At 54.7% G+C, this 24,995-nt stretch carries 24 protein-coding genes and 1 riboswitch; of the genes, 18 read left to right on the top strand and 6 right to left on the bottom strand.

Annotated elements, in window-relative coordinates; genetic code table 11:
• Nucleotides 1-4: 4 nt before the first annotated feature.
• From CFI03_RS17850 to CFI03_RS17840, 3 genes are read left to right on the top strand one after another with little or no spacing between them, the layout of a single operon-like run.
• Nucleotides 5-1,528: an ABC transporter ATP-binding protein gene (locus tag CFI03_RS17850; RefSeq protein WP_248758269.1), complete on the top strand. Its 1,524-nt coding sequence runs from the start codon at nucleotides 5-7 to the stop codon at nucleotides 1,526-1,528.
• A 35-nt stretch (nucleotides 1,529-1,563) separates the two neighbouring features.
• Complete coding sequence (locus tag CFI03_RS17845; protein ID WP_248758268.1) at nucleotides 1,564-2,598, top strand: BMP family protein; 1,035 nt, start codon at nucleotides 1,564-1,566, stop codon at nucleotides 2,596-2,598.
• A 17-nt stretch (nucleotides 2,599-2,615) separates the two neighbouring features.
• Complete coding sequence (locus CFI03_RS17840) at nucleotides 2,616-3,614, top strand: aromatic ring-hydroxylating oxygenase subunit alpha (protein WP_201007397.1); 999 nt, start codon at nucleotides 2,616-2,618, stop codon at nucleotides 3,612-3,614.
• Nucleotides 3,615-3,868: 254 nt separating this feature from the next.
• Here the strand turns inward: CFI03_RS17840 and CFI03_RS17835 are convergent, their stop codons facing one another.
• From CFI03_RS17835 to CFI03_RS17820, 4 genes are all read right to left on the bottom strand, one after another.
• A complete protein-coding gene (locus CFI03_RS17835; RefSeq protein WP_248758297.1) occupies nucleotides 3,869-6,073 on the bottom strand; it encodes an MMPL family transporter in 2,205 nt (734 codons plus the stop codon).
• 33 nt (nucleotides 6,074-6,106) lie between these two features.
• A complete protein-coding gene (locus CFI03_RS17830; protein ID WP_248758267.1) occupies nucleotides 6,107-6,733 on the bottom strand; it encodes a TetR/AcrR family transcriptional regulator in 627 nt (208 codons plus the stop codon).
• A gap of 178 nt (nucleotides 6,734-6,911) precedes the next feature.
• Nucleotides 6,912-7,760, bottom strand: a complete 849-nt coding sequence (locus CFI03_RS17825; protein ID WP_248758266.1) for an aldo/keto reductase — start codon at nucleotides 7,758-7,760, stop codon at nucleotides 6,912-6,914.
• A 117-nt stretch (nucleotides 7,761-7,877) separates the two neighbouring features.
• Nucleotides 7,878-9,086, bottom strand: a complete 1,209-nt coding sequence (locus CFI03_RS17820) for an MFS transporter (protein WP_248758265.1) — start codon at nucleotides 9,084-9,086, stop codon at nucleotides 7,878-7,880.
• Nucleotides 9,087-9,257: 171 nt separating this feature from the next.
• On the opposite strand from CFI03_RS17820, the gene CFI03_RS17815 reads away from it, so the two are divergent.
• On the top strand, nucleotides 9,258-9,629 hold the full coding sequence (locus tag CFI03_RS17815; RefSeq protein ID WP_085982402.1) for a winged helix-turn-helix transcriptional regulator: 372 nt from the start codon (nucleotides 9,258-9,260) through the stop codon (nucleotides 9,627-9,629).
• Nucleotides 9,630-9,671: 42 nt separating this feature from the next.
• Here the strand turns inward: CFI03_RS17815 and CFI03_RS17810 are convergent, their stop codons facing one another.
• Complete coding sequence (locus CFI03_RS17810; RefSeq protein ID WP_248758264.1) at nucleotides 9,672-10,064, bottom strand: DUF11 domain-containing protein; 393 nt, start codon at nucleotides 10,062-10,064, stop codon at nucleotides 9,672-9,674.
• Nucleotides 10,065-10,247: 183 nt separating this feature from the next.
• Between CFI03_RS17810 and CFI03_RS17805 the strand changes: the two genes are divergently transcribed.
• From CFI03_RS17805 to CFI03_RS17750, 12 genes are all read left to right on the top strand, one after another.
• Nucleotides 10,248-10,730, top strand: a complete 483-nt coding sequence (locus tag CFI03_RS17805; protein WP_127498700.1) for a DUF6530 family protein — start codon at nucleotides 10,248-10,250, stop codon at nucleotides 10,728-10,730.
• A gap of 112 nt (nucleotides 10,731-10,842) precedes the next feature.
• Nucleotides 10,843-12,627 (top strand): AAA family ATPase, encoded by a 1,785-nt coding sequence (locus tag CFI03_RS17800; protein WP_248758263.1) that lies wholly within the window; start codon nucleotides 10,843-10,845, stop codon nucleotides 12,625-12,627.
• Nucleotides 12,628-12,718: 91 nt separating this feature from the next.
• A complete protein-coding gene (locus CFI03_RS17795) occupies nucleotides 12,719-13,450 on the top strand; it encodes an HAD family hydrolase (RefSeq protein WP_248758262.1) in 732 nt (243 codons plus the stop codon).
• Between the two features lie 63 nt (nucleotides 13,451-13,513).
• Entirely contained in the window at nucleotides 13,514-14,461 is a 948-nt protein-coding gene (gene rbsK / locus CFI03_RS17790; RefSeq protein WP_248758261.1) for a ribokinase, read from the top strand.
• A 66-nt stretch (nucleotides 14,462-14,527) separates the two neighbouring features.
• Entirely contained in the window at nucleotides 14,528-15,256 is a 729-nt protein-coding gene (locus CFI03_RS17785; protein WP_127498692.1) for a polysaccharide deacetylase family protein, read from the top strand.
• A gap of 227 nt (nucleotides 15,257-15,483) precedes the next feature.
• Complete coding sequence (locus tag CFI03_RS17780; RefSeq protein WP_248758260.1) at nucleotides 15,484-15,975, top strand: hypothetical protein; 492 nt, start codon at nucleotides 15,484-15,486, stop codon at nucleotides 15,973-15,975.
• A 225-nt stretch (nucleotides 15,976-16,200) separates the two neighbouring features.
• Nucleotides 16,201-16,461: a hypothetical protein gene (locus CFI03_RS17775; RefSeq protein ID WP_012772333.1), complete on the top strand. Its 261-nt coding sequence runs from the start codon at nucleotides 16,201-16,203 to the stop codon at nucleotides 16,459-16,461.
• 401 nt (nucleotides 16,462-16,862) lie between these two features.
• A complete protein-coding gene (locus tag CFI03_RS17770) occupies nucleotides 16,863-17,564 on the top strand; it encodes a GntR family transcriptional regulator (RefSeq protein ID WP_248758259.1) in 702 nt (233 codons plus the stop codon).
• Between the two features lie 36 nt (nucleotides 17,565-17,600).
• On the top strand, nucleotides 17,601-18,674 hold the full coding sequence (gene uxuA / locus CFI03_RS17765; protein ID WP_248758258.1) for a mannonate dehydratase: 1,074 nt from the start codon (nucleotides 17,601-17,603) through the stop codon (nucleotides 18,672-18,674).
• Nucleotides 18,675-18,676: 2 nt separating this feature from the next.
• Nucleotides 18,677-19,525 (top strand): SDR family oxidoreductase, encoded by an 849-nt coding sequence (locus CFI03_RS17760; protein ID WP_127498684.1) that lies wholly within the window; start codon nucleotides 18,677-18,679, stop codon nucleotides 19,523-19,525.
• 109 nt (nucleotides 19,526-19,634) lie between these two features.
• On the top strand, nucleotides 19,635-20,564 hold the full coding sequence (locus tag CFI03_RS17755) for an aldo/keto reductase (RefSeq protein WP_248758257.1): 930 nt from the start codon (nucleotides 19,635-19,637) through the stop codon (nucleotides 20,562-20,564).
• A gap of 66 nt (nucleotides 20,565-20,630) precedes the next feature.
• The gene (locus CFI03_RS17750) at nucleotides 20,631-21,053 is read left to right on the top strand and encodes a hypothetical protein (RefSeq protein WP_248758256.1); all 423 of its coding nucleotides are present in this window, start codon (nucleotides 20,631-20,633) and stop codon (nucleotides 21,051-21,053) included.
• 92 nt (nucleotides 21,054-21,145) lie between these two features.
• On the opposite strand, the gene CFI03_RS17745 is transcribed toward CFI03_RS17750, so the two are convergent.
• Nucleotides 21,146-22,120 (bottom strand): MerR family transcriptional regulator, encoded by a 975-nt coding sequence (locus CFI03_RS17745; protein ID WP_248758255.1) that lies wholly within the window; start codon nucleotides 22,118-22,120, stop codon nucleotides 21,146-21,148.
• A 294-nt stretch (nucleotides 22,121-22,414) separates the two neighbouring features.
• A riboswitch (purine riboswitch) is annotated at nucleotides 22,415-22,513 on the top strand.
• 125 nt (nucleotides 22,514-22,638) lie between these two features.
• Between CFI03_RS17745 and CFI03_RS17740 the strand changes: the two genes are divergently transcribed.
• The gene (locus tag CFI03_RS17740) at nucleotides 22,639-23,937 is read left to right on the top strand and encodes an NCS2 family permease (protein ID WP_248758254.1); all 1,299 of its coding nucleotides are present in this window, start codon (nucleotides 22,639-22,641) and stop codon (nucleotides 23,935-23,937) included.
• Between the two features lie 100 nt (nucleotides 23,938-24,037).
• The gene (locus CFI03_RS17735; RefSeq protein WP_248758253.1) at nucleotides 24,038-24,802 is read left to right on the top strand and encodes a protein-glutamine gamma-glutamyltransferase; all 765 of its coding nucleotides are present in this window, start codon (nucleotides 24,038-24,040) and stop codon (nucleotides 24,800-24,802) included.
• Nucleotides 24,803-24,995: the final 193 nt, after the last annotated feature.

The raw sequence follows: 24,995 nt of genomic DNA, 5'->3' as shown, positions 1-24,995 counted from the left end.
GCTTATGGAGCCGATTATGGAAATCCGAGGTTTAGTGAAGCGCTTTGGTTCCTTTGTGGCGAATGACCGGTTGAATCTCGCCATTCGGCAGGGCGAGATTCATGCTCTTCTCGGCGAGAACGGTGCCGGCAAAAGCACGCTTATGAACATGCTCTCGGGCATGCTGGAGCCCGACGAAGGCGAGATTCTGTACAAGGGCAAGCCGGTCCGGTTTGCATCGCCCCGTGAGGCGGGCAGCGCGGGGATTGGGATGGTGCATCAGCATTTTATGCTCATTCCGGCGCTGACGGTCGCGGAAAACGTGCTCCTTGGATTGAAGCAGGATCGCAGCCCGTTCTTTCGCTTTAAGAAGGCTTGCGCGGAGATTCGGGAGCTGTCGGACCGCTTTGGTCTGGATGTTCGGCCAGAAGCGAAGGTTAGCGACCTGTCGGTCGGTCAGCAGCAGCGCGTGGAAATCATCAAGACGCTGCTTCGTGGCGCCGAGTTTATTATTCTGGATGAGCCGACGGCGGTGCTGACACCTTCGGAGGTGAAGGATTTGTTCCGGGTGCTGCGGACGCTTAAGGAGCAGGGGAAGACGATTATTTTCATCAGCCACAAGCTTCAGGAGATTCGGGAGATTTGCGATCGCGTAACCGTGCTCCGGCTTGGCAGGCTGATCGGCACGCATAGTCTTGACGGCATAACGCCGGCCGATCTCGCACGCATGATGGTCGGGCGAGATGCTGCCGCTCCGGTCCGGAAGGCAGGCGTCGTTAGTCAGAGGGACCGTCTGAAGGTGACGGGGCTCCACGCCAGCGAAAGCGGCGTACCGGTCCTTAAGGATATCTCTTTTCGCATCCGGGAGGGAGAGATTCTTGGCATAGCCGGCGTAGACGGCAACGGGCAGCGCGAGCTGAGCGAGGTGCTGTTCGGACTTCGTCCCAAGGATGCGGGAATCATCGAGCTGGATGGAGAGACGCTGCAGCGCCAGCAGCCTCGAAGCATGAAGGAGAAGGGGGTCGCTTATATCCCCGAGGACCGGCATAAGGAAGGGCTTATGCTTCAGATGAGCGTGGAGGAGAATCTGATCGCGAAGGAATACCGGAAGCGCAGATTCAGCAAGGGCGGCATCATCAGCAGAAGGAGGATGCGGGAATGCGCGGAGGAGCAGATCAAGAGCTTCGCGATTAAGACCTCCGGCGCCTCGGTTCCGGTCGGCAGACTGTCCGGAGGTAATCAGCAGAAGGTGATTCTGGCCCGTGAGCTGATGCTGAATCCGAAGGTTATCGTCGCGATGCAGCCTACGCGCGGAATGGATGTCGGGGCGGCGGAATACGTCCACAAGCGGCTGCTTGAAGCTAGTGAGCAAGGCTGCTCCATTCTGCTTATCTCGACGGAGCTGGAGGAGGTAATGGCGCTGTCGGACCGCATTGCGGTGCTGTACAAGGGTGAACTGCTAGGCACGATGGATAGAGAAAGCGCGGATAGGGGTCGCATCGGCCAGTTGATGGCGGGGATCCGGCCAAATGCTTCTTTTGCCATATAGAGGGGGACATATCATTCCAATTTGGAGGGGTTAGGATGAGAATGGGGAAATGGGCGAAATCGATGGCGGTATTAGGCGTGTGTGCGTTGATGATTGTGTTGGCGGCCTGCGGAAGCAATAAAGCGGTGAACAGCGGTGAATCGGGGAATGCCGGGACATCAGGCAGCGGCGGCAAAAGCTTGAAGGTGGCCTTGCTCACCCCGGGTCCGGTCAATGACAACGGCTGGAACGCAACGGCATACGCCGGACTGATGAAGATCAAGGAAGAGCTTGGCGCGGAGACGGCTTATTCCGAGAAAGTAAGCAACTCCGATGCGGCTGAATTTATCCGCGGTTATGCCGATGACGGTTACGACGTTATTATCGGTCACGGCTTTGAGTACGGCGACATTATGAAGGATATCGCTCCCGATTACAAGGATACCTGGTTTCTCGTCAACAGCTCGACCGTTTCGCAAGAGCCTAACCTCACTTCCCTCAGCTTGAACAACAGCGAGCAAGGTTACCTGATGGGCTCGATTGCGGCCCTGATGTCGAAGTCGGGCACGGTTGCGGCAATCGGCGGCTCCGATATCCCTCCAATCACAAATTCGGTGAAGGGCTTTGAGCTTGGCGCGAAGGAGACGGTTCCTTCTATTAAAGTGCTGTCTACGATGATGGGCGGCGACAGCGATGTAGCCAAAGCGAAGGAAACCGCGATCTCCTTTATCGAGAAAGGAGCCGATGTCGTGATGACCAATGCGAACCAGGCCGGACTCGGAGGAATCGAGGCTGCGCAGCAAAAAGGCGTATTGGCCATCGGCTCGAACCAGGACCAGAATCCAAACGGTCCGGATACGGTTGTCACCAGTGTCATTCAGGATTATCCGGAAGCGATGAAGGTCGTCGTGGAGCGTATTCAAAAAGGCGAGATGAAGGCCGAATCCCAGCTCCTTGGCGTTAAGGACGGCGCGATATATCTGGCTCCATTCCATAGCTTCGAGGATAAAATCTCGAAGGATATTATGGACAAGATTAATGCCATTGTTGAATCTTTGAAATCCGGCGAGAAAGTCATCGGCAACCAATAACAAGGAGAGTGGCTCATATGCTGACAGCAACCGTGAAAGATACCGTATTGCTTAACGAATGGCATCCCGTATTTATTGCGAAAGACCTTAAGGAAGAGCCTGTCTCCGTTATCGTATTGGGCGAGCGGGTGGCCGTATTCCGTGCGGCAAGCGGCCAGGTCTATGCGCTGCGCGACTTGTGCATCCACCGCGGTGCCATGCTGTCGAAGGGGAGAGTGGAAGGGGAGACACTGGTCTGCCCTTACCACGGCTGGAAGTATGACGGCAGCGGCGCATGCGTATGTATCCCGGCTCAGGCGAAGACGGACAAAATTCCGCTGCGGGCGAAAGCGACCAAGTACCAGGCCGTTGAAAAGTATGGTCTCGTATGGGTTTGCCTGGGAGAGCCGACAAGCGAGCTGCCGTATTTGGAAGAGTTCGAAAATCCCGAATACCGTCCGCTTCCATGCGGGCCTTACGCGGTGCATGCGGCGGGAACCCGCGTGATCGAGAATTTTACGGATTTTGCCCATCTGATGTTTGTGCACGGTGGTCTGCTTGGTCACCCGGACTATGCGGAGCTGCCGGACTTTAAGGTGTATAAGGAGCCTGGACGCGTCTATACCGGGGATGTTCCGATCTTCCAGCCCGTAGCCCATTCCGGCTCCGAGATGGAGGAAGGCACGACGTATGTATACGTGAAGGAAGTGTTCCGCCCGCTTGCGGCCCGGCTGTCCAAACGCGATGCGGCTACAGGGCAGACGCTGTGGATCCTGTTGACGGTGCTCCCGGTCGAGGAGAAGGAATGTCTCGTCTACATGTCCGTCTCCCGGAATTACGGCTTCGACGTGCCGGATGAGCAGTTCATCAACTTCCAAGACACCGTATTCGAGCAGGATAAGTGGATTATCGAAACACAGAAGCCGGAATTGCTGCCGCTCGACCTCCAGCTAGAGCTGAATCATAAGGCGGACTCGCTGTCCGTCGCCTACCGCCGTTGGCTCATCGAGCTTGGCGTTACGTTTGGCACAACGTAGCCGCGATGATAAACAGAGACGACCCCGCCAGCCGGAAGGCATGGCGGGGTCGTCTCTGTTTGTTTTATTAATGGTCTTAACGATGCCGCGCATCGTTAAGGAATGGAATATTGGCTGGAATCGCGCGGAAAGGAGCAGATTGGGCCAGCTTAACGATGCGGCGCATCGTTAAGCACGTTAAAAGTAACCTCAGCTGCTAGCTTAACGATGTCGCGCATTGTTAAGCGGAAGGCGCCACCGCCGGCCTGGGCGGGTTACAACTCCACTTCCTTAACGGAAGCGGCTCTTTGCTTCGACGGCCAGAATACCCATTTGCCGATCCATACCGTCAGCGCCGGCACGAGGAAGGAGCGGACGATAAACGTATCGAGCAGAACGCCGATAGCCGTCACCGTGCCGAACTGCACCAGCACCTGAATCGGCAGCGTTGCGAGCACGGCGAAGGTACCCGCCAGAATGATGCCCGCGGAAGTAATAACGCCGCCGGTCTGTGCAACGCCTTCTACGATAGCGCGGTTAAGCGGCATCGTTTTGCTCTTTTTCCAAATGCTCGACACCATAAAGATGTTGTAGTCTTCGCCCAAGGCAACCAGGAAGACGAAGGCGTACAGCGGAATCAGACCTTGAATCGCTTCGGCGCCGAACAGGTAATGGACGACAAGCCAGCCTATGCCCAAGGCGCTGAAGTAGGAGAGCAGCACGGTGCCCATCAAGTACAGCATCGCCACGAACGAACGCAGGTAGAGCAGCAAGAGTAAAGCGATCATCCCGATAATGACGGGAATGATTCGATACGCATCATTCGTTGTTTCATGACGGGTATCGTACTGCTCGGCAGTCGCGCCCGCAATCCATACTTTATCCGCGGCATCCGTAATGCCGGCGTCCGATAGCGATTGTTCCGCGGCAGAGCGGATCACCGGTATCATGTCGAGCGCTTCAATCGAATACGGATTCATCGCCAGCTCAACGTTATAGGAGACGATGCTTGAATCCTTCGTATTCGCCGCAGGTTCCGAGACGCTGCTGATATTCGCCAGTTCTCCGAGCTTCTGATCAAGCGGAAGGTTCTTGCCATCGGTTTTCACCAGCACCTGTACCTTCGCCAGGCTTCCCTTGGAAAAATGATCGCCGATTAAATCGAAGCCTTCGCGCGAAGGCATATCCTTCGGGAAGGAGGACAGCGTGTCGTACGTAAATTTGATTTGAGTCGAAAAAGCTGCCGTTATGCCAAGCACGATTAATGTGGAAATCGCGATGGTCTTGGGACGTTTCACAATAGCTTCGCCCAACCGGATGCCAAAGGCCGGCCTGGTCTTTGGCGCGGGCAGCGGTTTGTTTTTGCGCGCGGCGCGGGCAGCCTGCATTTCCGGCGTACGCGGTACGAACGGATAGAAGGAGGCGCGGCCGAGAATGGCAAGCAATGCCGGTACAAGCGTCAGGCTTGCGATCATCATAATGAGGATGGACAAGCTGAAAGGCACCGCGAACCGGTGAATCGCGCCGTATTCCGCCAGCAGCAGCGCAAGCAGCGACATCACTACGGTCAAGCCGCTCATCGTAATGGCGCCGCCGGAATCGCCCAGTGCTTTGAGCAGGGCTTGCTTTTTATTGGACTCCTCCGTCAGCACGCTGCGGAAGCGGGCAATGAGGAAGAGACAGTAGTCCGTTCCTGCGCCGAAGAGCAGCACGGTCATGATCGATAAACCCTGCGAATCATAGGTGATCCAGCCTTCGTCTGCCATCCAGCCGAGAATCGGACCGGTCAAGCCGTAAGCGAAGCCAACCGCGACCAGCGGAATAAGCGCAAGGATAGGCGAGCGGTAAATGAATAAAAGAATAACGAGTACAAGCAGCGTTGTTGCGATTAACAGGGACACGTCCGCGTCCTTGAAAAGCGAGGTGGCGTCCACGCCGATACCGGCGGGTCCGGTAATCCGGCCGACAAGGCCTTCTTCGCTCAGGGCGGCGTCAAACGGCTTGGATGGAAAAATGCCGTCCGCGTCGGCCTGCAGCTGCTCCAGGCTGATCTTCAGATCGTCGGAGGAAGCGTTCTTGTCGAATACAACGGTCTGCAGGATGGTCGTGCCGTCTTCCGACACCATCGCTTTTAATGCCGGAAGCGGCATTTCGTGAAGCGGCGGCAGCTCCGTCTGCTGCGGCAGCGGTTCATCCGCCAGCTTCTTGGATAAAGCCTGGATCTGGCCAAGATCCTCGTCGGTGAGACCCGCGTCTCTATGCCAGGCGATAATAGCCGGAATGCCGTTATGCTCGTTTAAGGCATCGGCCTGCACGGACGGGGCGCTGCTCACAAGATTGGCTGCGGCATCGTCTTTATGATCGCTCGACGACGGCAGAAAGGCATTGGCAAGACCTACAATAACAATCCACAGCACCAAAGTGATCCATCGTCCCCGTTTGCCGCTCACGGCATCCGCTATACGTTTCAATCCGTTCATCATTTCTCATCTCCCTATCAATAAACATAAACCTTATCTCTTTTCTTCTCTTCCTTGATCGGAGGCAAGCCCGTACAGCAAAATATCGACGGTTCGCGTGGCCCGTGCTTCCGCCGGTATGGGGACGCTTGCGCCTCCGCGCGGCTTGCGTTGAACCATGCTTAGCAGCGTAAAGGCGGAAGGAATCGGATCCAGTCCGAGCTGCTCCGCTCCGTTCAAATGGCCCTTCTGCTGTCCTTCCTCGAACAGGGAGGCAATGGGTATCAAATAGCATTCCTGCCACCACTGATTGATGAGCTGCCGGTTTTCCGGGCGGAGCTCCTGGCGGATGTCCCGTTCCATCTGGCTCAGATCATCGGGCATGTTGTTCAAAATATAAACGACAAGCTTGATGAGTCGTTCTCTTACCGAGCCTTCGCTTGCGACAAGCTCATTCATCGCGATTTTTGTCTCTTCCGTAACGGCTCGCAGCACCTCGGTATAGAGAGCTTCTTTATCCGCGAAATAATGGTACATGGCGGGCTGCGTAAGGCCGCAGGCTTCCGCGATCTGGCGAGTCGTAACCGACCGGTAGCCATGCTCCATGAACAGGTCATGCGCGGTATGGATAATCATCGAGCGGGTTGCTTCGTCAAGGGGTTGTTTTTTTCGGCGTGCCATCGTTAAATACTCCTTTTATCTGAAATACGGTTTCCTCCTTTTATTTTATCACATGATAAATAAACTGATTCAAAAATTATTTTATCGCTTGATAAATTAATTGGCAAGATAAAAAAAAGCCAGACGAACCTTTTTTGGTTCATCTGGCTTGTCTTGTTCAAAACCCGTTCACAAATGATTAGAAATCGAAGTTGTCCGGGTCCGGACCAACGCGGCGGTCTTCGTTCAGAGCGTCGATTGCGGCCACATCGTTGGAGGACAGCTCGAAATCAAACACGTGGGCGTTCTCGATGATGCGGGATTCCTTGATCGATTTCGGAATCGTTACGACACCGTTTTGCAGATCCCAGCGCAGGATGACTTGGGCTACCGACTTGCCGTGTTTGGCTGCGATTTCGCCCAGTACCGGGTGATCAAGCAGCTGGCCTTGCATGAGCGGGGACCAAGCCTCCAATTGAATGTTGTGCTCGCGTGTGAAGGCACGAAGCTCATTCTGGGCAAGCATCGGATGGTATTCGACTTGGTCAACCATCGGCATAACTTCGGCGTCCTTCATTAAGTTTTGCAGATGATGCACGTGGAAGTTGCTCACGCCAATCGCCTTCACGCGGCCTTGCTTGTAGAGCGTCTCGAGAGCGCGCCATGCGTCTTTGTATTTGCCTTCGACCGGCCAGTGAATCAGGTACAGATCCAGATAGTCCAGGCCAAGCTTGTTCAGGCTTGTCTCGAAAGCCGCAAGCGTCGACTCGTAACCGAGATCGGCGTTCCATACCTTCGAAGTGATAAATAAATCTTCTCTTTCAATGCCATGCTCGGCCATCGATTCGCGGACAGCTTGGCCAACGCCGGTTTCGTTATCGTAGATAGCCGCCGTATCGATGCTGCGGTAGCCGTTTTTGATCGCGTCTTTCACGGATTGAATCACGACGCTGCCATCCTCTACTTTGAATACGCCAAGGCCAAGCCAAGGCATCGCTACGCCGTTTTGCAGAATCACTTTATCGTTTAAATGTTTTGCTGTTGTCATGTTGGGAATCCTCCTAAAATGAATGATCACCCAAATGGCCTTAAATAAAGGCCATTTGTGATGATTCATGCTTCGAAAGCATGGACCTAATGTTTGGTTACACGGAAAAGTTCTCTTTTAAGCCGAAGCTTTCAGTTCTTTGCCTTTTGAATCTTTGTTTTCCATGGAGCGGCTCCATGCCGTCAGAGCAACGGCGCCAAGCACCATAATCGCGCCAATCCAAGGGGTGTGAATCAAGCCAAGCTCATCTGTAATAATGCCGCCGATATAAGCGCCAATGGCGATTCCGGCGTTAAAGGCCGAGATGTTCAAGGCCGAGACGACATCAATGGATTTTGGCATATACCGTTCCGCGAGCAGAACGACATACATTTGAAGACCTGGGACGTTCATGAAGGCCAGCAGGCCCATCAAGGTAATCGTCACTAACGCGGCTGCCGCGTAAGGCGCCGTAAACGTCAATATCAGCAGAATAACCGCCTGTAGAATAAACATCGCAAGCAGAGCCGACAGAGGCTTTTGGTTAGCCGCTTTGCCGCCGATGATATTGCCTACCGCAATCGCGACGCCGTACAGAACCAGAATGCCCGCAATCGTGCTCTCTTTAAACCCGGTGATATCATGAAGCAGCGGCGACAGGTAGGTGAAGACGACAAACGTACCGCCGTACCCAAGCATCGTAATGGCAAAAGCGAGAAGCAGCCGGCCGTTCTTCAGTACTTTGAAAGGCTCGCTCAGCTTCGTCCGGTTTCCCTTGCGCAAGGTATTCGGGATAAGCAGCAGGTTGGAAATAAGCGCGATGACGCCAATCACGGCAATAGCGATAAAAGCGGTGCGCCAGCCCATATGCTGTCCAAGCAGCGTGCCAAGCGGCACACCGGTCACGGTAGCGACCGTAAGGCCCGAGAACATCATCGCAATCGCGCTGGCCCGGCGGTCTTCAGGGACAAGATCCGCGGCGATCGTAGAGCCGATGGACATAAACACGCCATGCGAGAAGGATGAGATCACGCGGGCGATGAGCAGCATCGCAATGCTGCCCGCGGTTGCCGCAAGGCTGTTGCCGAGAATAAAGATGATCATAATGGCAATCAACAGCGTTTTGCGCGGCACTCTGGAGGTCAGGGCGGTAAGCAGCGGCGCCCCCACGGTAACGCCTACCGCATATAAAGTAACGGATAAACCCGCTGTCGTAACGGATATGTCCAGATCTTCCGAGATTAAAGGCAGGAGTCCAACACTGATGAACTCCGTCGTTCCGATGGCAAAAGAGCTGATGGCAAGCGCGAGCAGCGCCAGCGCCGAGCGGCTCTGTTTTGTAACCATTTCGTTGCACTCTCCGTTTCGTAATTGTATTGTTCGGCCGGTAAGTGCTATTATGGAGGCAATCAGTCGATGTGACTAGTACGCACTATTTTGTAATATAGATACTAAAAAGTAATATAGGCACTAAAAAGTACCTATGGAACGGGAGGATCAGCAATGGAGACAACCATAATACCGCCGAAGAAATACAACATCTCCGTGGAAGCAACGCTTGAAGTCATCGGGGGCAAGTGGAAATGCGTGATTTTATGCCATCTGACGCACGGCAAGAAAAGAACAAGCGACTTTAAGCGGCTTATGCCTTCTATCACGCAAAAGATGCTGACCCAGCAGTTAAGGGAGCTGGAGGACGACGGCATCGTGAACCGGATTGTCTACAATCAGGTGCCCCCAAAGGTTGAATACGAGCTTACGCCATACGGAGATAGTTTGCGCCCGATCCTTGATTCCTTATGCAATTGGGGAGAGCAGCACATTATCAAGGAATACGGCAGCAAAGCAGCGGTGCTTGAAGATAACATCCTTAATAATTTGCATGATTAAAAAATAAGCCCATCCGGTCAACTTGGCGGATGGGCTTTCTGTTTATTCCTCGTGGTCGGAGATGAGCACGGTCGCCGGATTGGATGGAACCGTGCCCGGCAGGCGTGCGCCGCTTGGCGTGACATAGTTGAACGTTAGGCTGGCGCTGTTTACGGTGAGCGGATTCTCCGGTTCCTGGACGGCTTGGGCGGCAAAGGTTACGCGAACCGTCTGCAGCGCGCCGATAATGGCAAGCGGAATGCCTATCGCGGGATTAACCGCAGGAGAGCTCACGCCGTTGATCGAGACGCTGCCCGGGATAAACGACAGGCCGGCTGGCACGATATCGTGAAGAACAGCGCTATCCAGCGTTGAGACCTCAGGGTTATTCACGACCAGCGTATAGATAACGGAGTCGCCCACAAACACTTCTCCTACATTAACCGATTTAGTCACGGTAGGCGGCTTCATCTTCTACTTAAATGCCACTGATTCCAGTAAATAGAAGTATTTCGTACCGAGGAGGGACGTAAGTTTGACGCTGACGAGCTGGGGAAGTATAATTGGACTACTAATTTAGTAATTTAGTAAACACATTAATGACATAAATATTTCTTTTTGAAAACGGAGGAGCTTCCCATGAAAATTCCTACAACGTTAAAGCATAAACCGGTGATCGTCTCTGAAAATTACGAGCAGGTGGATGGACGTTACGCCGAGCATACCGATGCCAAGGGGCTGTCGCTTGGACTTGCCCAATGGAACGACAGAGGCAAGGTTGAAATCTCGGCGAAGGTATGGCGTTACACCGGCGAGAAATGGTCGCGCCAATCCGAGGAGCTGCCGCTTCACCGCGTGCTGGATCTGGCGATCCTGATCACCCGGTCGATGCAGCATTTTCGCGAAGAATCTTACCGGTACGCTAACCTGTACGATCCGGAGAAGCCGGTCATTGACCGCATCGGCCTGCAGGGGGATGCAATGACCGTCGAGGTGTGTACGGATAACGAGAAGATCGATCAGGATATCAAGCTGTTCAGCCAGGCGCTGAGCGACGACGATGAGCTGAACGGGGAACGTTTGCGCACGTTGTCCCGCATTTTGAAGGAGCTTGGCTATTAAGGTTTGTGTTCGTCCTTCTGACAGCCGGCGTTAATCTTCCTTCCCGCAATGGTAGTCATGGGGCGGTATGCCATTTCATAGAATAAGGCATACCTTAAAAGGAAGTGAAGCCATGAGGAGTTATCAGTGGATCAAGTGGCGTAGATTCCTCCTCAGGCTAGTAGTCCTCGTCATCATCGTCTGGCTTATCTGGTCAGGAGGACCAACGGCTTGGAATGCTGCGCTTGTTGTTTCCAGCTATTTGTTTCAGCTGCTGTTCGCCATCTTGTTCATGATTATTCAGTTTGCCGCCTTGTTCTGGTTTCTGTCCAGGGGGCGCACATACTGGGTATTGCCCGGGGAGACCGGCGCCACTTGGGATGATTACCGGGGCAACCCGGAGATCGTGGAGAACGCCAAGCGGATCGTCAGCCTGCTGAAAGGCGTGAAGGATTTCAAGAAGATGGGCGGCGAGGCCATACGGGGACTGCTGCTATGCGGACCGCCGGGAACAGGCAAGTCCTATCTGGCTCAAGTTATTGCCAACGAAGCGCAAGTGCCGTTTGCTTACGCCTCGGCTCCAAGCTTCCAGAACATGTTTTTTGGCGTCGGCAATCTGAGGGTGATGCGGATCTACAAAAAAGCCCGGAAGCTGGCGCGCATGTACGGAGCCTGCATTATTTTCATCGACGAAGTAGATGCCATCGGCATGTCGAGACAAAGCGGCGGGGGCGGGGGCGGCATGTTCGGCATGGGCGGCGGCACCGGGCTTCTGAACGAGCTTCTCCTGCAGATGGATCCTCCCAACCTCGACAGCTCGAGGTTTAAGAAATTCCTGCGCCAGCTTGGCCTGCTGCGGAAGAAAGCGGAACGCCCGCCCGTGCTGACCATAGCCGCAACCAACCTGCCGGATGTGCTGGACCAGGCTTTGCTCCGCCCTGGGCGATTCGACCGCCAGCTATGGGTAGACTCGCCGGATTATGACGGACGCGTTGACGTGTTCGGGTACTATCTACAGAAGATAAAAACCGACTCGACGCTTACGCCGGAGAAGGCCGCGATGGATACGATCGGATACAGCCCGGCCCAAATCAAGCATATCGTCAACGAAGCCGTCGTTATTGCGCATCAGCGTGGTGCGCAGGAAGCGGGATACGAGGACTTCCGCGCCGCGATGGAGACGTATGAATGGGGCCTCAAGCAGCCTCTTCGTTCCATGAAGGACGACGAGAAGAGGAATGTGGCGTATCACGAAGCAGGGCACGCGGTGGCGCAATTCCTGCTCAAGCCGCATGAACGGGTATGGAAGGTGACCATTATCCGGCGCGGCGGATCGCTTGGGCTTGCGGCTACGAAGCCGACGCATGAGCGGTATAACCGGAGCGACAGCGAGATACTGGCTCATATTCAGGTCTGCCTCGCTGCCCGCGCCGTCGAGGAAGAGTTCCTCGGCAAGAAGCTGAATGGCGTAACCTCCGACCTGCGCCAGGCCACGGAAAGCGCGGGTGCTTATCTGGGCATGGTCGGGATGGGCGACGAGCTGTACAGCTTCCTGGCGGCCGGATCCCGAATGGATGCCTTGAAGTCCCTTCGTCCGCAGATTAACGAGCTTCTGAAGGATCAGATGAAGCAGGTTAAGAAGCTTGTCACCGATCATGCCGACTTCGTGCACAAGATTGCGGAAGAGCTGCTCCTGCATGGCGATCTGACCGGGGAGGAAATCGAGCAGATTTATCAGGATTTGTACGGCAGGCCGCGTCCGGAGCCGTCCGAGGTGAAGGTAACCGTTACGCCTGCTGCACCGGCACCGGTCAAGGCGGCGGCTTCGCCTGCGGCGGAGCCGATCGAGGAAACGGCGGAGCAGGAAGATCATAAAGAAACGGAATCCGATCCCGATCGCGGGGAACCGGAATCCTGAAGTTGGAAGGCCCGGCCGTTATGGCTGGGTCTTTTACCGTTCCGGTGGTACAATAAAAGGCATAGCAAGAGAGGAGCGGTCATTTTAAAGCATGATACAAGAGAAAAGCATGGTGAAAAAAGGCGTCTTTTTTGACGTAGACGATACGCTGTACGATCATTTATCCCCTTTCCGTCAGGCGGTTATCGCCATTGTTGGGGACCGGGAAGGCTTTCCTTACGAAGAGGCTTACCACCGGATGCGTTACCATAGCGACATGCTGTCGCTCGAGATGGGCGGGGCAGGCGCGATGGAGAGCGGCTCAAGCACGGAGCTGATGCGCCGGCGGCGGTTCGAGCTGGCCCTTGCGGAGTTTGGAATCGCGCTCAGCGAGGAGCAGGCCTCCGCTATGCAAGCCGCTTATATTGGCTGCCAGTTCAACATTACGATGTTCGAAGGGGCCAAGGAGTTAATTGAACGGCTGGTTAAAGCCGGTTATGTCGTTGGTCTGCTGACGAACGGCGCCGAGAATCATCAGCTCCGGAAAATCCGGGCGATGGAGCTTGATCATCTCATTCCGCCGGAGCGGCAGTTCGTCTCCGGCAAAATTGGCTGGGACAAGCCGGATATACGGGTATTTCATCACGTGAACGAAGCAACCGGGACTAGGCCGGAGAACAGCGTTTATATCGGCGACTCCTGGCGCAATGACGTTATTGGCGCACTCGAAGCGGGCTGGTCGGTGATCTGGTTCAACCACCGGGAGGCAAGCCCGGAATCGGGCGAGCATACGCCGAATCATACGGCAGTAAACTATGAGCAATTGGCCAAGCTGCTGTTATAGCAAAGAAAAGCGGAATTAGAATGCTGTGGTTTATGGCGCAATTACGGATGAAGGAAGGAATCAATGATGAATCAACGTCGACCAAAGCTTGTCGTTATCGGCAGCTTGAATATGGATATCGTGGTGGAGACGAGCGCGTATCCGCAGGTAGGAGAGACGATAACCGGCCAGCGCGTCCGCTTTATTCCGGGCGGCAAAGGGGCTAACCAGGCGGTAGCCGGAGCGCGCCTTGGCGCAGATACGGTGATGATCGGGGCGGTAGGCGACGATGCCTTTGGAGAAGAGCTGCTCGGCAGCCTTCGGAAGGACGGGGTGGATATTGCCGGCGTGAAGAGGGTAGAGGGAACGGCGTCCGGCATTGCCTCCATCTATGTCGCGGAAGGAGACAACAGCATTGTTGTCGTTCCGGGGGCGAACGGACTTGTGGAACCGGCGGATATCGACCGCAGCGAGGACAAGCTGAAGGAAGCGGATCTCGTGCTGCTGCAGCTCGAGATTCCGGTGGAGACCGTGCTGTATGCCGCCCGCAAAGCAAAGGCGCTCGGCAAGCTGGTGGTGCTGAACCCTGCGCCGGCGCAGCAACTGCCTGAAGAGCTGTTCGGGCTGGTTGACTATTTTACGCCGAATCGGACCGAGCTCAGCGGTTATGCGGATATGAGCGCGGACGGCGATTCGCTGGAGCCGGCTATACGCCGGATGATGGAGCTTGGAGCCGCTCATGTGGTGACGACGCTGGGCGCAAGCGGTTCGGCTTATTTGGATGAAGAGGGCAAGCTTGTTCGGATCAACGGTTATACAATGCCGGTAGTCGATACGACGGGGGCGGGAGATTGTTATAATGCGGCACTAGCCGTGGCGCTGGCATCCGGACGGAACCTGCGTGACGCGGTCGATTATGCCTCGATGGCGTCCGCGCTGGCGGTTACGAAATTCGGAGCGCAGACGGGCATGCCTGCGGAAGAAGAAGTGGCAAGGTTCGCGAAGGAACAAGGGAAGGAATTCGCCGGTTAGGGATATGGCGGAGCAATTGCGGAATAATACCTATGATGCCATCCAGGGAGGAGTAACTTCATAGGTATGAAACGATTCGTATTGGGTGTAACGGTCACAGCGCTTTTATGCGGTTTTTCGGCGCCAGTGGCAACCAAAGACAGAGCCTACTATGAAAAGCGGGGCGAGATCATTTGGGAAGTACCGGGCGAGAACAAGAGAATCGCGTTAACGTTTGATGACGGGCCTTATCCGGACACAACGGAACCGATCCTGGACCTGTTGAAGGAATATCATGCGAAGGCGACTTTTTTCGTTGTGGGCAACCGCGTGGAGAGCTTCCCGGAAACGATTAAACGGGAAATTGCGGAAGGCCATGAGGTAGCGAACCATACGTTCAACCACTACTTCCTGCAGAAAAAGACCTACGAAACGGTGCAGAACGAAATTGTGAAGACAGAGCAGGCTTTAGAGAAGGTGACCGGCAAAAAGCCCTTATTGTTCCGCCCGCCGGGCGGCTTTTATAACGATCAGATGCTTGCAATCGCCAAGAAAAACGGTTATACCACCGTCTTATGGTCCTGGCATCAGGATACGAACGACTGGCGCAGCCCGGGCGTACAAAAGATTGTGAACAAGGTGTTGAACAATGCCCGCAACGGGGACATTATTCTGCTCCACGATTACGTTCCGCGCTCGGTGCAGACGGTGGAAGCGCTAAAGATCATTCTGCCGGAGCTCCAGCGAAGAGGCTACGAGATGGTAACGGTCTCCGATCTGATCAACAACCGCGACAGTGTATTAAATCCATATTGAGGAATATTCAAGCAGAAGGGAAAGGGGAGGCGGATGTCGAGCCTTTCCCTTTACTTATGTACGCGGCCGCTCATTTTTGAGGGGCTCGGATAAAGGTGTGCTCATTCTTCTCTGCTCTGCTTGAACCATTCTGCTAGTAGTGGAATAGTTTGAACGGAGAGCCATACAATATTGTAAGCGCTATCAACGTGTTGGGAGGCCAATTTACACGAGAAGGTGGTATTGCGATGGGAACTCGTCTTTGGTGGGAGCAGGCAGTCAGACAACGTTTTCCGCATATTCGATATGTCACCATTCGCAGCTGTGGACATCATAAGGCGACGATCTATGCATGGGACGACCAGCTTCAGTTGTCCGAAGCGGATGCAGCCAAGCTGCACCGTTATGCGATGGAATGGATGTCACCGGATATTTGCGTGTCGGTGAAACCGTACAATGAAGCGGCTGCGGATCAGGTATCATGCGCAAAGCCTGACGAGGAGCTTGCGAAGACGGCGCTGCGGGGCAGACTGGACCAGTCGGCCGTGTTTGCGGTGCTGAACAATTTGTTTGCCGGTGTTGTGGTCTCCTTCAACCGGTATGATGTCCGTACCGGAACGGTCCATCTGGCCGCGTACAGCCATTCCCCCTTCACAGAGACGGCCAAGAGCAAAATCCGCCACTACGCCGAGGAACTGATGCCCATTGGTTCGACGGTGAACGTTACTTACTACGGCTAATGCATTGCAAATCAGAGGATCAGCGCACTTCGGCTACGACGGAATGAGCAGGCTGCGAAGAGACCCCAAGGCAGAGGCTTGCCGGGGCAGCGGATGCTTAAAGTAAACGTGTAGCTTGGACCGCCCGCTGGTCCTTTTTTTGTCGCCGAACCCTTCCATATCCTGTATAATCAATAGTACAAGCTGGCGATGTGGAATCCAGGCAAAAGGGGATCTGAGTGCGGGATGAGACTGAAACGATGGCGAAGTACGAAATACGCGGCCACTGTGGCCTATCTGGTTCTAATTGTTCTAGGCGTGACGGGAATGATCCCGAGCCGGTTATCGACAAGCCTGGTTGTTATTTTGCTGGGCGTTGTCCTGTTTATTCAAAGCTACGAAGACGCGAGGCGGGGAAGAACGGCCAGCATGCTGTTCTCGGCTATCGGCGGCATTATTTGCATATCGGCGCTGACGCTGATCCTGATCCTGACGGAGTTCAGCTAGGCGATAGGGAATGTGGATTTGAAGGACAAGCCTTAACGATGTATGCCATCGTTAAGGCTTTTTATATGCGCGAGAAGAGGGTGCGCTATACTGAGATCGAGTGTCAGGGGCGGGTGCGGACGGGCGAAAAGTTGGCTTTAGAAGGCGGAGCTTAACGATACGCGGCATCGTTAAGGTAATGAAATAACGGCCAAGCCTGAAGCTTAACGCTGTGCGACATCGTTAAGGTTGATTGGAATCGCCCAAAGTAGGCGGAAAGAGTGCGCAGAAGCTGGACGGGGAGGGGAAAAATCCCTCCTCGAGCGACAGCCATCCCCTTGTAATAAAAATTAGGACTTTACTTGTATACAAGAATACAAGTAAAGTGAAGATAAGAGAAAAACGCGGAAGGAGGATTGCAGATGACCTTCATTTCTTCGCTGCAGCCGCAGCAGCGCAAGACGCTGGGCGATCAGATCTACGAGTCGATCCGGGAGAGCATCGTTTCGTTCAAGCTGCCGCCGGGTACGATGATTTACGAAAATGAGTTGGCCGAGACGATGAAAGTAAGCCGGACGCCGATAAGGGAAGCCATCCGGCTGCTTGTCAGCGAACAGCTGCTGGAGGTGCTCCCGCAGCGGGGCACGCGAATCGCCCTCATCTCGGCGCGCAAGGTGAGCGAAGCCCGTTTCATCCGAGAGCAGCTCGAGCTTGGCGCGTTCCGTCTGGCCGCAGTCAAATGGGGCGAGCGTGACCGCTCCGCCGAAAGCGCTGCATTCGAAGCGCTATTGGAGCAGCAGCGTGCCGCAGCCGAAGCGAAAGACATCGCGCTGTTCATGCAGCTCGACGAGGCTTTTCACCGCGCGGTTCTGGAGATTGCCGGCAACGAAACGCTGATGCAGATGATCTATTACATGCGCGCGCATCTTAACCGCGCCCGTTACCTGGCCATTGACCAGTTCGGCCATATGGACCGTGTCATTGAGGAACACCGCCAGCTGTTCGAGGCGATACGAAGCGGGGATGAGCAGCTTGCCGCGGCGCGGCTGGAGCAGCATATCCGCAAGCTGGACCAGGAGCTTCCGCAGCTGCGGGAGGCGAATCCGGATTATTTTACCGATTAGATTAAATTCAAATTTCCTTGGGAGAGGACAACTATCATGAGAATGACTTTTCGTTGGTACGGGGAAGGCAATGATTCGGTAAGTCTGAAGCAGATCAAGCAAATTCCGGGGGTAGAAGGCCTCGTATGGGCGCTGCACGACGTGCCGGCAGGCGAAGAATGGCCAATGGACAAAATCATGGAATACAAGCGTCTGGCCGACGAGCATGGCTTCCATCTGGAAGTGGTGGAAAGCGTTAACGTACACGATGACATTAAGCTGGGCCTGCCTTCGCGCGACCGTTACATCGAGAACTACAAGCGGACGATCGAAAAGCTGGCGACGGTAGGCGTAAAGGTCATCTGCTATAACTTCATGCCGATCTTCGATTGGATGCGTACGGATCTGTTCAAGGAGATGGAAGACGGCTCAACCGCGCTGTTTTTCGATAAAGCCAAAATCCAAAGCATGAGCGCGGAAGAGCTGGTTGCCAACATCGCGGGCAATTCCTCGTACTCGATGCCGGGCTGGGAGCCGGAGCGCCTGAAGCGTCTTGCTCCGCTGTTCGAAGCGTACAAGGACGTGACGGAAGAGGACCTCTTCAACAACCTGAAATATTTCCTCGAGCAGATCATCCCGGTGTGCGAAAAGCATGACATCAAAATGGCCATCCATCCGGACGATCCTCCGTACTCGGTATTCGGCCTGCCGCGGATCGTCACCAATCGCGATAACCTGGCCAGACTTCTGAAGCTGGTAGACAGCCCGTACAACGGACTGACGCTGTGCAGCGGCTCGCTTGGCGCGAACCCGGACAACGATATTCCGGCGATGGTGCGGGAGTTCGCGGACCGGATTCCTTTTGCCCATATCCGCAACGTGCGCGTGTACGAGAATGGCGATTTTATTGAAACCTCCCACAAATCGAGCGACGGCACGGTCGATATCGCGGAGGTTGTCCGCGCGTACCACGAGAGCGGGTTTACGGGATATGCGCGTCCCGACCACGGCCGCCATATTTGGGATGAGGAATGCCGTCCGGGGTACGGTCTGTATGACCGCGCGCTTGGCATCATGTATCTGTGGGGCGTCTGGGACGGACTTGAGCGAATTCGAAAGGGGAATGCATAAAGATGGTACCGAATCATGAGAATCTGGCGGGCAAGGTTGCCGTTATTACCGGAGGAAGCGGCGTGCTATGCGCCGAGATGGCGAGAGAGCTGGGACGTCAGGGCGTAAAGGTAGCGATTCTGAACCGCACGGCGGAAAAAGGCGAAGCCGTGGCGCGCGAAATCCGCGAAGCAGGCGGCGTGGCTATTGCGGTTGCGTGCAATGTGGTGGATGCGGAGAGCGTGAAGGAAGCTAGCGCGGTTGTGCTGGAGCAGCTCGGCAGCTGCGATATTCTGATCAACGGCGCCGGCGGCAATCATCCGGACGGCATCACGACGAAAGAGACGTTCCATCCGGACGATCTGGCGAACCCTGACGTGACGAGCTTTTTTGATCTGAAAAAAGAAGGCTTTGGCTTTGTTTTCGATCTGAATCTTCTCGGCACCCTGATTCCGACGCAAGTCTTCGCTCAGCAAATGATCAACAAGCCGGGGGCAACGGTCATCAATATGTCTTCGATGAGCGCTCCGAGTCCGATGACGAAGGTGCCAGCGTATAGCGCGGCCAAGGCTGCGATCAACAACTTTACGCAATGGCTGGCCGTTCACATGGCGGATGTCGGCATTCGCGTAAACGCGATTGCGCCGGGCTTTTTCCTGACGGAGCAGAACCGTAAGCTTCTTACGAACGAAGACGGCTCCCTGACCGAGCGCTCGAACAAAATCATTACCCATACCCCGATGCGCCGCTTCGGCAAACCGGAGGATCTGCTCGGAACGCTCGTATGGCTTGCCGATGACAGCGTGTCCGGCTTCGTAACCGGCATTACCGTTCCGGTCGACGGCGGCTTTATGGCTTACTCCGGCGTATAGGACTAGGCGGGAAGAGAACCGCTGAGCCTTCCGTAACTCGAAACTTGCAAGCGCAATGTGGTAATATAAGGTGCAGTATAGTTCGTGAAAATCGGAAGGAGTGGCGATTGTGAAATACCGGAGACTCGGAAGCACGGATCTTAACGTATCGGTCATTGGCATCGGAACGTGGCAGTTCGGAGGAGAATGGGGCCGCGAGTATACGCAAGGCGAGGCGGATGCGATTCTCGACAAAGGACATGAGCTTGGCATCAATCTGATTGATACCGCGGAATGCTACGGCGATCATCTGTCGGAATCGCTTATTGGCGATTATATCAGCCGCCGCAAACGCGAGGACTGGATTATCGCAACGAAATTCGGCCATCACTTCCATGAAAGGTTCACGCGTACCGATTCTTTTGACCCGGCGGGTGTAATTGAGCAGCTGGATGCATCTTTAAAGGCCTTAAAAGTTGATTATATTGATCTTTATCAGTTCCATTCCGGCCCTGACCAAGCGTTTGACAACGATGACTTGTGGACGGTGCTGGACAAGCAGGTGCAGGCGGGCAAAATCCGTTTCCTTGGCACTTCGATCGGCAGCAACGCCAACATTCATCAAACGGAAGCATCGGCAAAAGTAGGCTCCCGCGCGATCCAAGTCGTGTACAACCGTCTGGACCGCGTGCCGGAGGAGCAGGTCTTCCCGTCCTGCCAGCGGCAGGACCTCGGCGTGCTTGCGCGCGTACCGCTGGCGAGCGGATACCTCAGCGGCAAGTACAAGCCGGGAGCCGTGTTCAGCAGCACGGACGTGCGCCATCGTCACGATGCGGAAAGCACATTGGAAAAGCTGAAGGAAGTCGAGCGCATCCAGCGCGAGGAAGTGCCCCAGGGCGTGGACATGGCCAGCTGGGCGCTCGCATGGTGCCTCAAGCACCCGGCCGTAACGGCAGTAATCCCGGGCTGCAAGGATCCGGAGCAGGTCGCATCGAATGCGCTAGCGGCGCAGCTTGCGAGCGAGCCTCATCCGCAGGACGTGAAGTTATCGAAGGAATAGGAATGCGTGAAGGGCCGGCCCATTCAGGGGGCTGGCTCTTTTCTATTTGGACGGAAAGGCGGTTGGATGGTGTATAGAAGGTGGATAGCAGCAGGGCTTGTTGCGCTGGTACTGGTTATAGCGGCTGGCTGCAGTCAGAAAAAAGAGTCGGATATGGCCGCGGTACCGGACTATGCGCCGTTCCTTACGGAACAAGCCGGGGAGCTGCGAGTCGTTGTATTGGTGAAGGACAAGGTGCAGGAAGAAACGCGGGCAGTCAACGATATGGTGGCCGCAATGGCGGGACGCTTCACGCCGGTCATCTACGATGTAAATTCGGAGGAAGGAAAGAAAGCAGAGGAGCAGCTCGAAGCCGGCAGCGGAGGTTATCCCGCGTACTATTTGTTCGATGACCGGCAGCTTTTAACGGAAGGCCATGATCTCCCGCAGATTGCGCAAGCCGCTATGGACTACAAAGACAGGCTGTCGATTGGCGGGACCGGTGGGTAAAGGGCATCAAACGCCAATAGGACCTAACCTGGCCTCACTCGGATGCGGGGAACGCGGGAGTGGGGGAGCTAGGCCCTGCGGCAGGTTAGCGTTTAGAAGAAAAAGAACGAGCGCAGGCCGCGTTTTTTGCGTTTGCCTTCGTTCTCGGCGGCGGCTTTGGCGCTCTCTCCGAACGCAAGCAGCTCTTGCTGCGGCGTGCGAAGAGCTTCAATGGTTGCGGCAAGCTCGGTCAGCGATCTGCGGAGCTCCTCAAGCTCTTTGCGATGATGGAGCAGCTGGACGGTAACGACTTCATCGGCCTTCTGGGACAGGGCAGCTTCTATGGCATTAAGACGTTCGAGCATCGGATCGAGTTCGTCGGTTACGGAGGATGAAGAATGGACAGGGGCGGAAGGGACGATGACTTGCGTAGCTACAGACGATTGGGAAACAGATCCCGCCGGCGATTGAGCTGCATCAACGGATGCCGCAGCATGCTGAAGACCGGTTGCAATCTCAGCCGTTGCCTTGGCTCCTTGAGCTCCTCCTCCGCTGCCTGCCGCGTATACGTTTCCGGCACTATCCACCACCAGAGCGCCAATGCTGCTTCTGCCGGTAAGATTAGCCCCGGCGCCCATAGGAGAGCTGCCGCCAACCGTATGAAGGTTGCCCGCATTGTCTACTACGCCGCCGGCTCGGCCTACGCCTGCCGCTGCGCCAACCAAGCCATCCGCCGCAACAACATTCCCCTTCGCATCAACCAACAGCTTACCGGAATCATCTGACTTGCTTGCCGGGCGTTCCGCCGCAACAGGCGGAGCGGATTCGGCCGTTCCCATTACCTCAGCGGCGACAGCCGCCAATGACTCTTCTTCCGCCAGCGACAGAAGCCGGATGTCGTACAGGGCTGTACCGGAATCCAGCTGGCCTTTGATTTTCCGCAGCTTCTCCATCGCCGGGGTGTCAAAAATATAATGTCCAAACATGTCCTTCCGGAAGGAAGCCGGAAAGGTCGACACCCAACGCCTGACGGTTGTTTCACTGACGGCCAGCTGATGGGCCGCCTCTTTCGTTTTGAGCAACGTCATTTCATCACCTCATTCATTTGTCACTTACGAGACTTATTCGTCCTCGAAAACGATCTCCCTGCCCGCCTGACAAAGGTAGTGGTATATCGCTAAAAGAAGTGTTCATCCGATTCGATTCGCGAAATCCGGGTCGTTCGACAATATTCAGCAAAGCTTTCCGATAAAATGCTTTTTCTATAAAAAACGAACATTATAAATGGAAATAAATAAATAGTTCGTGAATAGCACGTATTTTCGTAAAAAAAGGATTGACAGTGCCTAGGTTTGTCCAGTAACCTTATGAAGGTTAATTGAACAGCTAACATCACTATCATTCGTATATCCTCATCAATATGGCGTGAGGGTCTCTACAAGGAGCCAAAAATCCTAACTACGAATAAGGGACACGTGTAACCATCTTCCCTTCATTCGCGGCGCGGGATTTTTTTGTTTTTCCAGATTTACTAATCCGGCGCATTCAAGGGGACAATAGGTAACACGCAATCCGGACAATAAGGACAACCTGGAGGGAACAAGCAATGGATCGCCTGTTTAAACTGAAGGAGCGGGGCACTACGTTAACAACGGAGCTGCTCGCGGGAATTACGACCTTTCTTACGATGGTCTATATCGTAATCGTTAACCCCGGCGTGCTAAGCGAAGCGGGAATGGACTTTCACGGCGTATTTATCGCCACCGTCCTCGCAAGTATCGTGGCAACGCTCATTATGGGACTTTTCTCGAATTACCCGATTGCGCTGGCGCCCGGCATGGGGCTTAACGCTTATTTCGCGTTTTCTGTCGTAGGGGGAGAAGGCGTATCGTGGCAGACGGCGCTTGGCGCGGTTTTTGTCGCCGGGGTCATCTTCATCCTGCTGTCTTTGACTTCCTTCCGCTACATGCTGCTTGATGCCATTCCGTCAAGCCTGAAGCATGCCATTACGGCGGGTATCGGTTTATTCATTACGTTTATCGGTCTGCAAAATGCAAAAATCGTCGTTGCTTCGCCGGCGACCCTCATCACGATGGGGGATCTGTCGCAGCCGATGACGCTGCTTACGATCGTAGGTCTTATTATCTCGCTTATTCTGATGGCTTACCGGGTAAAGGGCTTCCTGTTCATCGGCATGATCATCACGGCTATTATCGCGGTTATCACAGGCCAAATGCATTTGCCGGAAAAATGGGCTGCGCTGCCTACAGGCCTTAGTGCGACGGCTTTCCAGCTGGATATTGGGGGCGTGTTCCAAAATGGCCTTTATGCCGTTATTTTCACTTTCTTGCTTATTACGCTGTTCGACACAACCGGTACGATGCTTGGCGTTGCGGAGCAAGCCGGCCTGCTGAAGGACAATAAGTTCCCGCGTTCGCGCGGCGCGCTGCTTGCCGATGCCATCGGTACGACTACCGGCGCATTGCTTGGCACAAGCCCAACCTCCGCGTATGTCGAGTCGAGCTCGGGGGTAGCCGTAGGAGGCAGAACCGGTCTAACGGCCATAACGGTAAGCGTACTGCTGGCGCTGACGCTCTTTTTCTCCCCGACGGTATCGGTTCTCGCGGGTATTCCCGCCATTACGGCTCCGGCGCTTATTATCGTGGGCTTCCTGATGATAAACGTCCTGCGCAAAATCGAATGGAGCGACATTGAAGAAGCATTCCCGGCGTTCCTGATTGTTGTTCTTATGCCTCTTACGTACAGTATCGCAACGGGAATTGGCATCGGCTTTATCGTGTATCCGATTCTGAAGCTGATCCGCGGCAAAGGCAAAGAGGTTCATCCGATTTTCTACGTGTTCGCGGTTCTGTTCTTTATTCAGATCGGTTTCTTCAGCCACTAGCCACCCGCTATAATGCCCGTGGCGCAGCCTAGGGAAGAGCACCAATCCCTGCCCTTACACGTACAATAACCCATGGCATGATCATGGGAGGGGTAGGGGAATGCTTCAAATTTCGGGCAATGACGCCGGGGACATTAACCCGTTTACGTTAACGCCAGTCGAGCGGGACGTGCTGCAAGGCAAGCAGAACAGTCCCGTTGTCTACCAATATGATTCAATGGACTCGCTCCGGTTCGAGCTGCGCCTGCGGGACCGTACGGTGAATGCGGCCAGAATGCTGCAGGACAGCCGGGCGGATTTCGCGGTATTCCGTAACTCCAGATGCAATCCGCGTTATTGGACGAGGACGGAGAACGGCGGCTTCCAGATGAATCCGGATGTTCAGCCTTCGGATGCGATTAACGATATTTTCCGGAATGGCGAGAATTATGGGTTCGAATGCGCGACCGCGATTGTAATCGTGCTGTACAAAGCAGTGCTGGATACAATCGGGGAGCAAGCGTTCAACAAGCTGTTTGATCCGCTTTATCTGCGGGATTGGAACCATGACGGCGACTTATGGTTCATTACGACACATAACAAGAATGAATCGTACCCGGGCGACGTGATGTACTTCCGCAATCCGGATTTCGACCATGAGACGCCGGAATGGCAAGGGGAGAATGTCGTGAAGCTTTCGGATAATCTGTTCTTCGGGCACGGCATCGGCATTGAAACGGGCGAACAGATTATTAGCGCATTAAATAGAATGCGAGAGCCGTTCAGCTCCGAATCGGCTTATCTCGACGATCTGGTCGTTCATCCGAACTTCCAGCATTTGAGGCAGATCGCGGCTCGGGGCAGCCGCTTTGCGGTAAGATTGTAAATGGAATCAGAGAACTGGGCGTCTCGGGCGCGCACAGGTGAAATAAAACCCTCCCGGGGTCTTATTGAGCACCAGTGGAGTAACTTGAGTTGCGATAAGACCCTGTCAGGGTCTTATTAACTTGCGGCAGTCCTTGAACGGACCTACCTTGGGCGCGCACAGGTAGCGTCAAGAAGTTTGTGTAGTAGGGATT

The sequence above is a fragment of the Paenibacillus sp. ATY16 genome (assembly GCF_003399985.2).
Taxonomy (GTDB): Bacteria; Bacillota; Bacilli; order Paenibacillales; family Paenibacillaceae; genus Pristimantibacillus; species Pristimantibacillus glycanilyticus.
This window is presented reverse-complemented; position numbering and strand designations above follow the sequence as displayed.

Excerpts from the sequence above, each read along its gene's own strand:
- CFI03_RS17850 (WP_248758269.1), top strand. The coding sequence starts at position 5 with ATGGAGCCGATTATGGAAATCCGAGGTTTAGTGAAGCGCTTTGGTTCC.
- CFI03_RS17845 (WP_248758268.1), top strand. The coding sequence starts at position 1,564 with ATGAGAATGGGGAAATGGGCGAAATCGATGGCGGTATTAGGCGTGTGT.
- CFI03_RS17840 (WP_201007397.1), top strand. The coding sequence starts at position 2,616 with ATGCTGACAGCAACCGTGAAAGATACCGTATTGCTTAACGAATGGCAT.
- CFI03_RS17835 (WP_248758297.1), bottom strand. The coding sequence starts at position 6,073 with ATGAACGGATTGAAACGTATAGCGGATGCCGTGAGCGGCAAACGGGGA.
- CFI03_RS17830 (WP_248758267.1), bottom strand. The coding sequence starts at position 6,733 with ATGGCACGCCGAAAAAAACAACCCCTTGACGAAGCAACCCGCTCGATG.
- CFI03_RS17825 (WP_248758266.1), bottom strand. The coding sequence starts at position 7,760 with ATGACAACAGCAAAACATTTAAACGATAAAGTGATTCTGCAAAACGGC.
- CFI03_RS17820 (WP_248758265.1), bottom strand. The coding sequence starts at position 9,086 with ATGGTTACAAAACAGAGCCGCTCGGCGCTGGCGCTGCTCGCGCTTGCC.
- CFI03_RS17805 (WP_127498700.1), top strand. The coding sequence starts at position 10,248 with ATGAAAATTCCTACAACGTTAAAGCATAAACCGGTGATCGTCTCTGAA.
- CFI03_RS17800 (WP_248758263.1), top strand. The coding sequence starts at position 10,843 with ATGAGGAGTTATCAGTGGATCAAGTGGCGTAGATTCCTCCTCAGGCTA.
- CFI03_RS17795 (WP_248758262.1), top strand. The coding sequence starts at position 12,719 with ATGATACAAGAGAAAAGCATGGTGAAAAAAGGCGTCTTTTTTGACGTA.
- rbsK (WP_248758261.1), top strand. The coding sequence starts at position 13,514 with ATGATGAATCAACGTCGACCAAAGCTTGTCGTTATCGGCAGCTTGAAT.
- CFI03_RS17785 (WP_127498692.1), top strand. The coding sequence starts at position 14,528 with ATGAAACGATTCGTATTGGGTGTAACGGTCACAGCGCTTTTATGCGGT.
- CFI03_RS17780 (WP_248758260.1), top strand. The coding sequence starts at position 15,484 with ATGGGAACTCGTCTTTGGTGGGAGCAGGCAGTCAGACAACGTTTTCCG.
- CFI03_RS17775 (WP_012772333.1), top strand. The coding sequence starts at position 16,201 with ATGAGACTGAAACGATGGCGAAGTACGAAATACGCGGCCACTGTGGCC.
- CFI03_RS17770 (WP_248758259.1), top strand. The coding sequence starts at position 16,863 with ATGACCTTCATTTCTTCGCTGCAGCCGCAGCAGCGCAAGACGCTGGGC.
- uxuA (WP_248758258.1), top strand. The coding sequence starts at position 17,601 with ATGAGAATGACTTTTCGTTGGTACGGGGAAGGCAATGATTCGGTAAGT.
- CFI03_RS17760 (WP_127498684.1), top strand. The coding sequence starts at position 18,677 with ATGGTACCGAATCATGAGAATCTGGCGGGCAAGGTTGCCGTTATTACC.
- CFI03_RS17750 (WP_248758256.1), top strand. The coding sequence starts at position 20,631 with ATGGTGTATAGAAGGTGGATAGCAGCAGGGCTTGTTGCGCTGGTACTG.
- CFI03_RS17745 (WP_248758255.1), bottom strand. The coding sequence starts at position 22,120 with ATGACGTTGCTCAAAACGAAAGAGGCGGCCCATCAGCTGGCCGTCAGT.
- CFI03_RS17740 (WP_248758254.1), top strand. The coding sequence starts at position 22,639 with ATGGATCGCCTGTTTAAACTGAAGGAGCGGGGCACTACGTTAACAACG.
- CFI03_RS17735 (WP_248758253.1), top strand. The coding sequence starts at position 24,038 with ATGCTTCAAATTTCGGGCAATGACGCCGGGGACATTAACCCGTTTACG.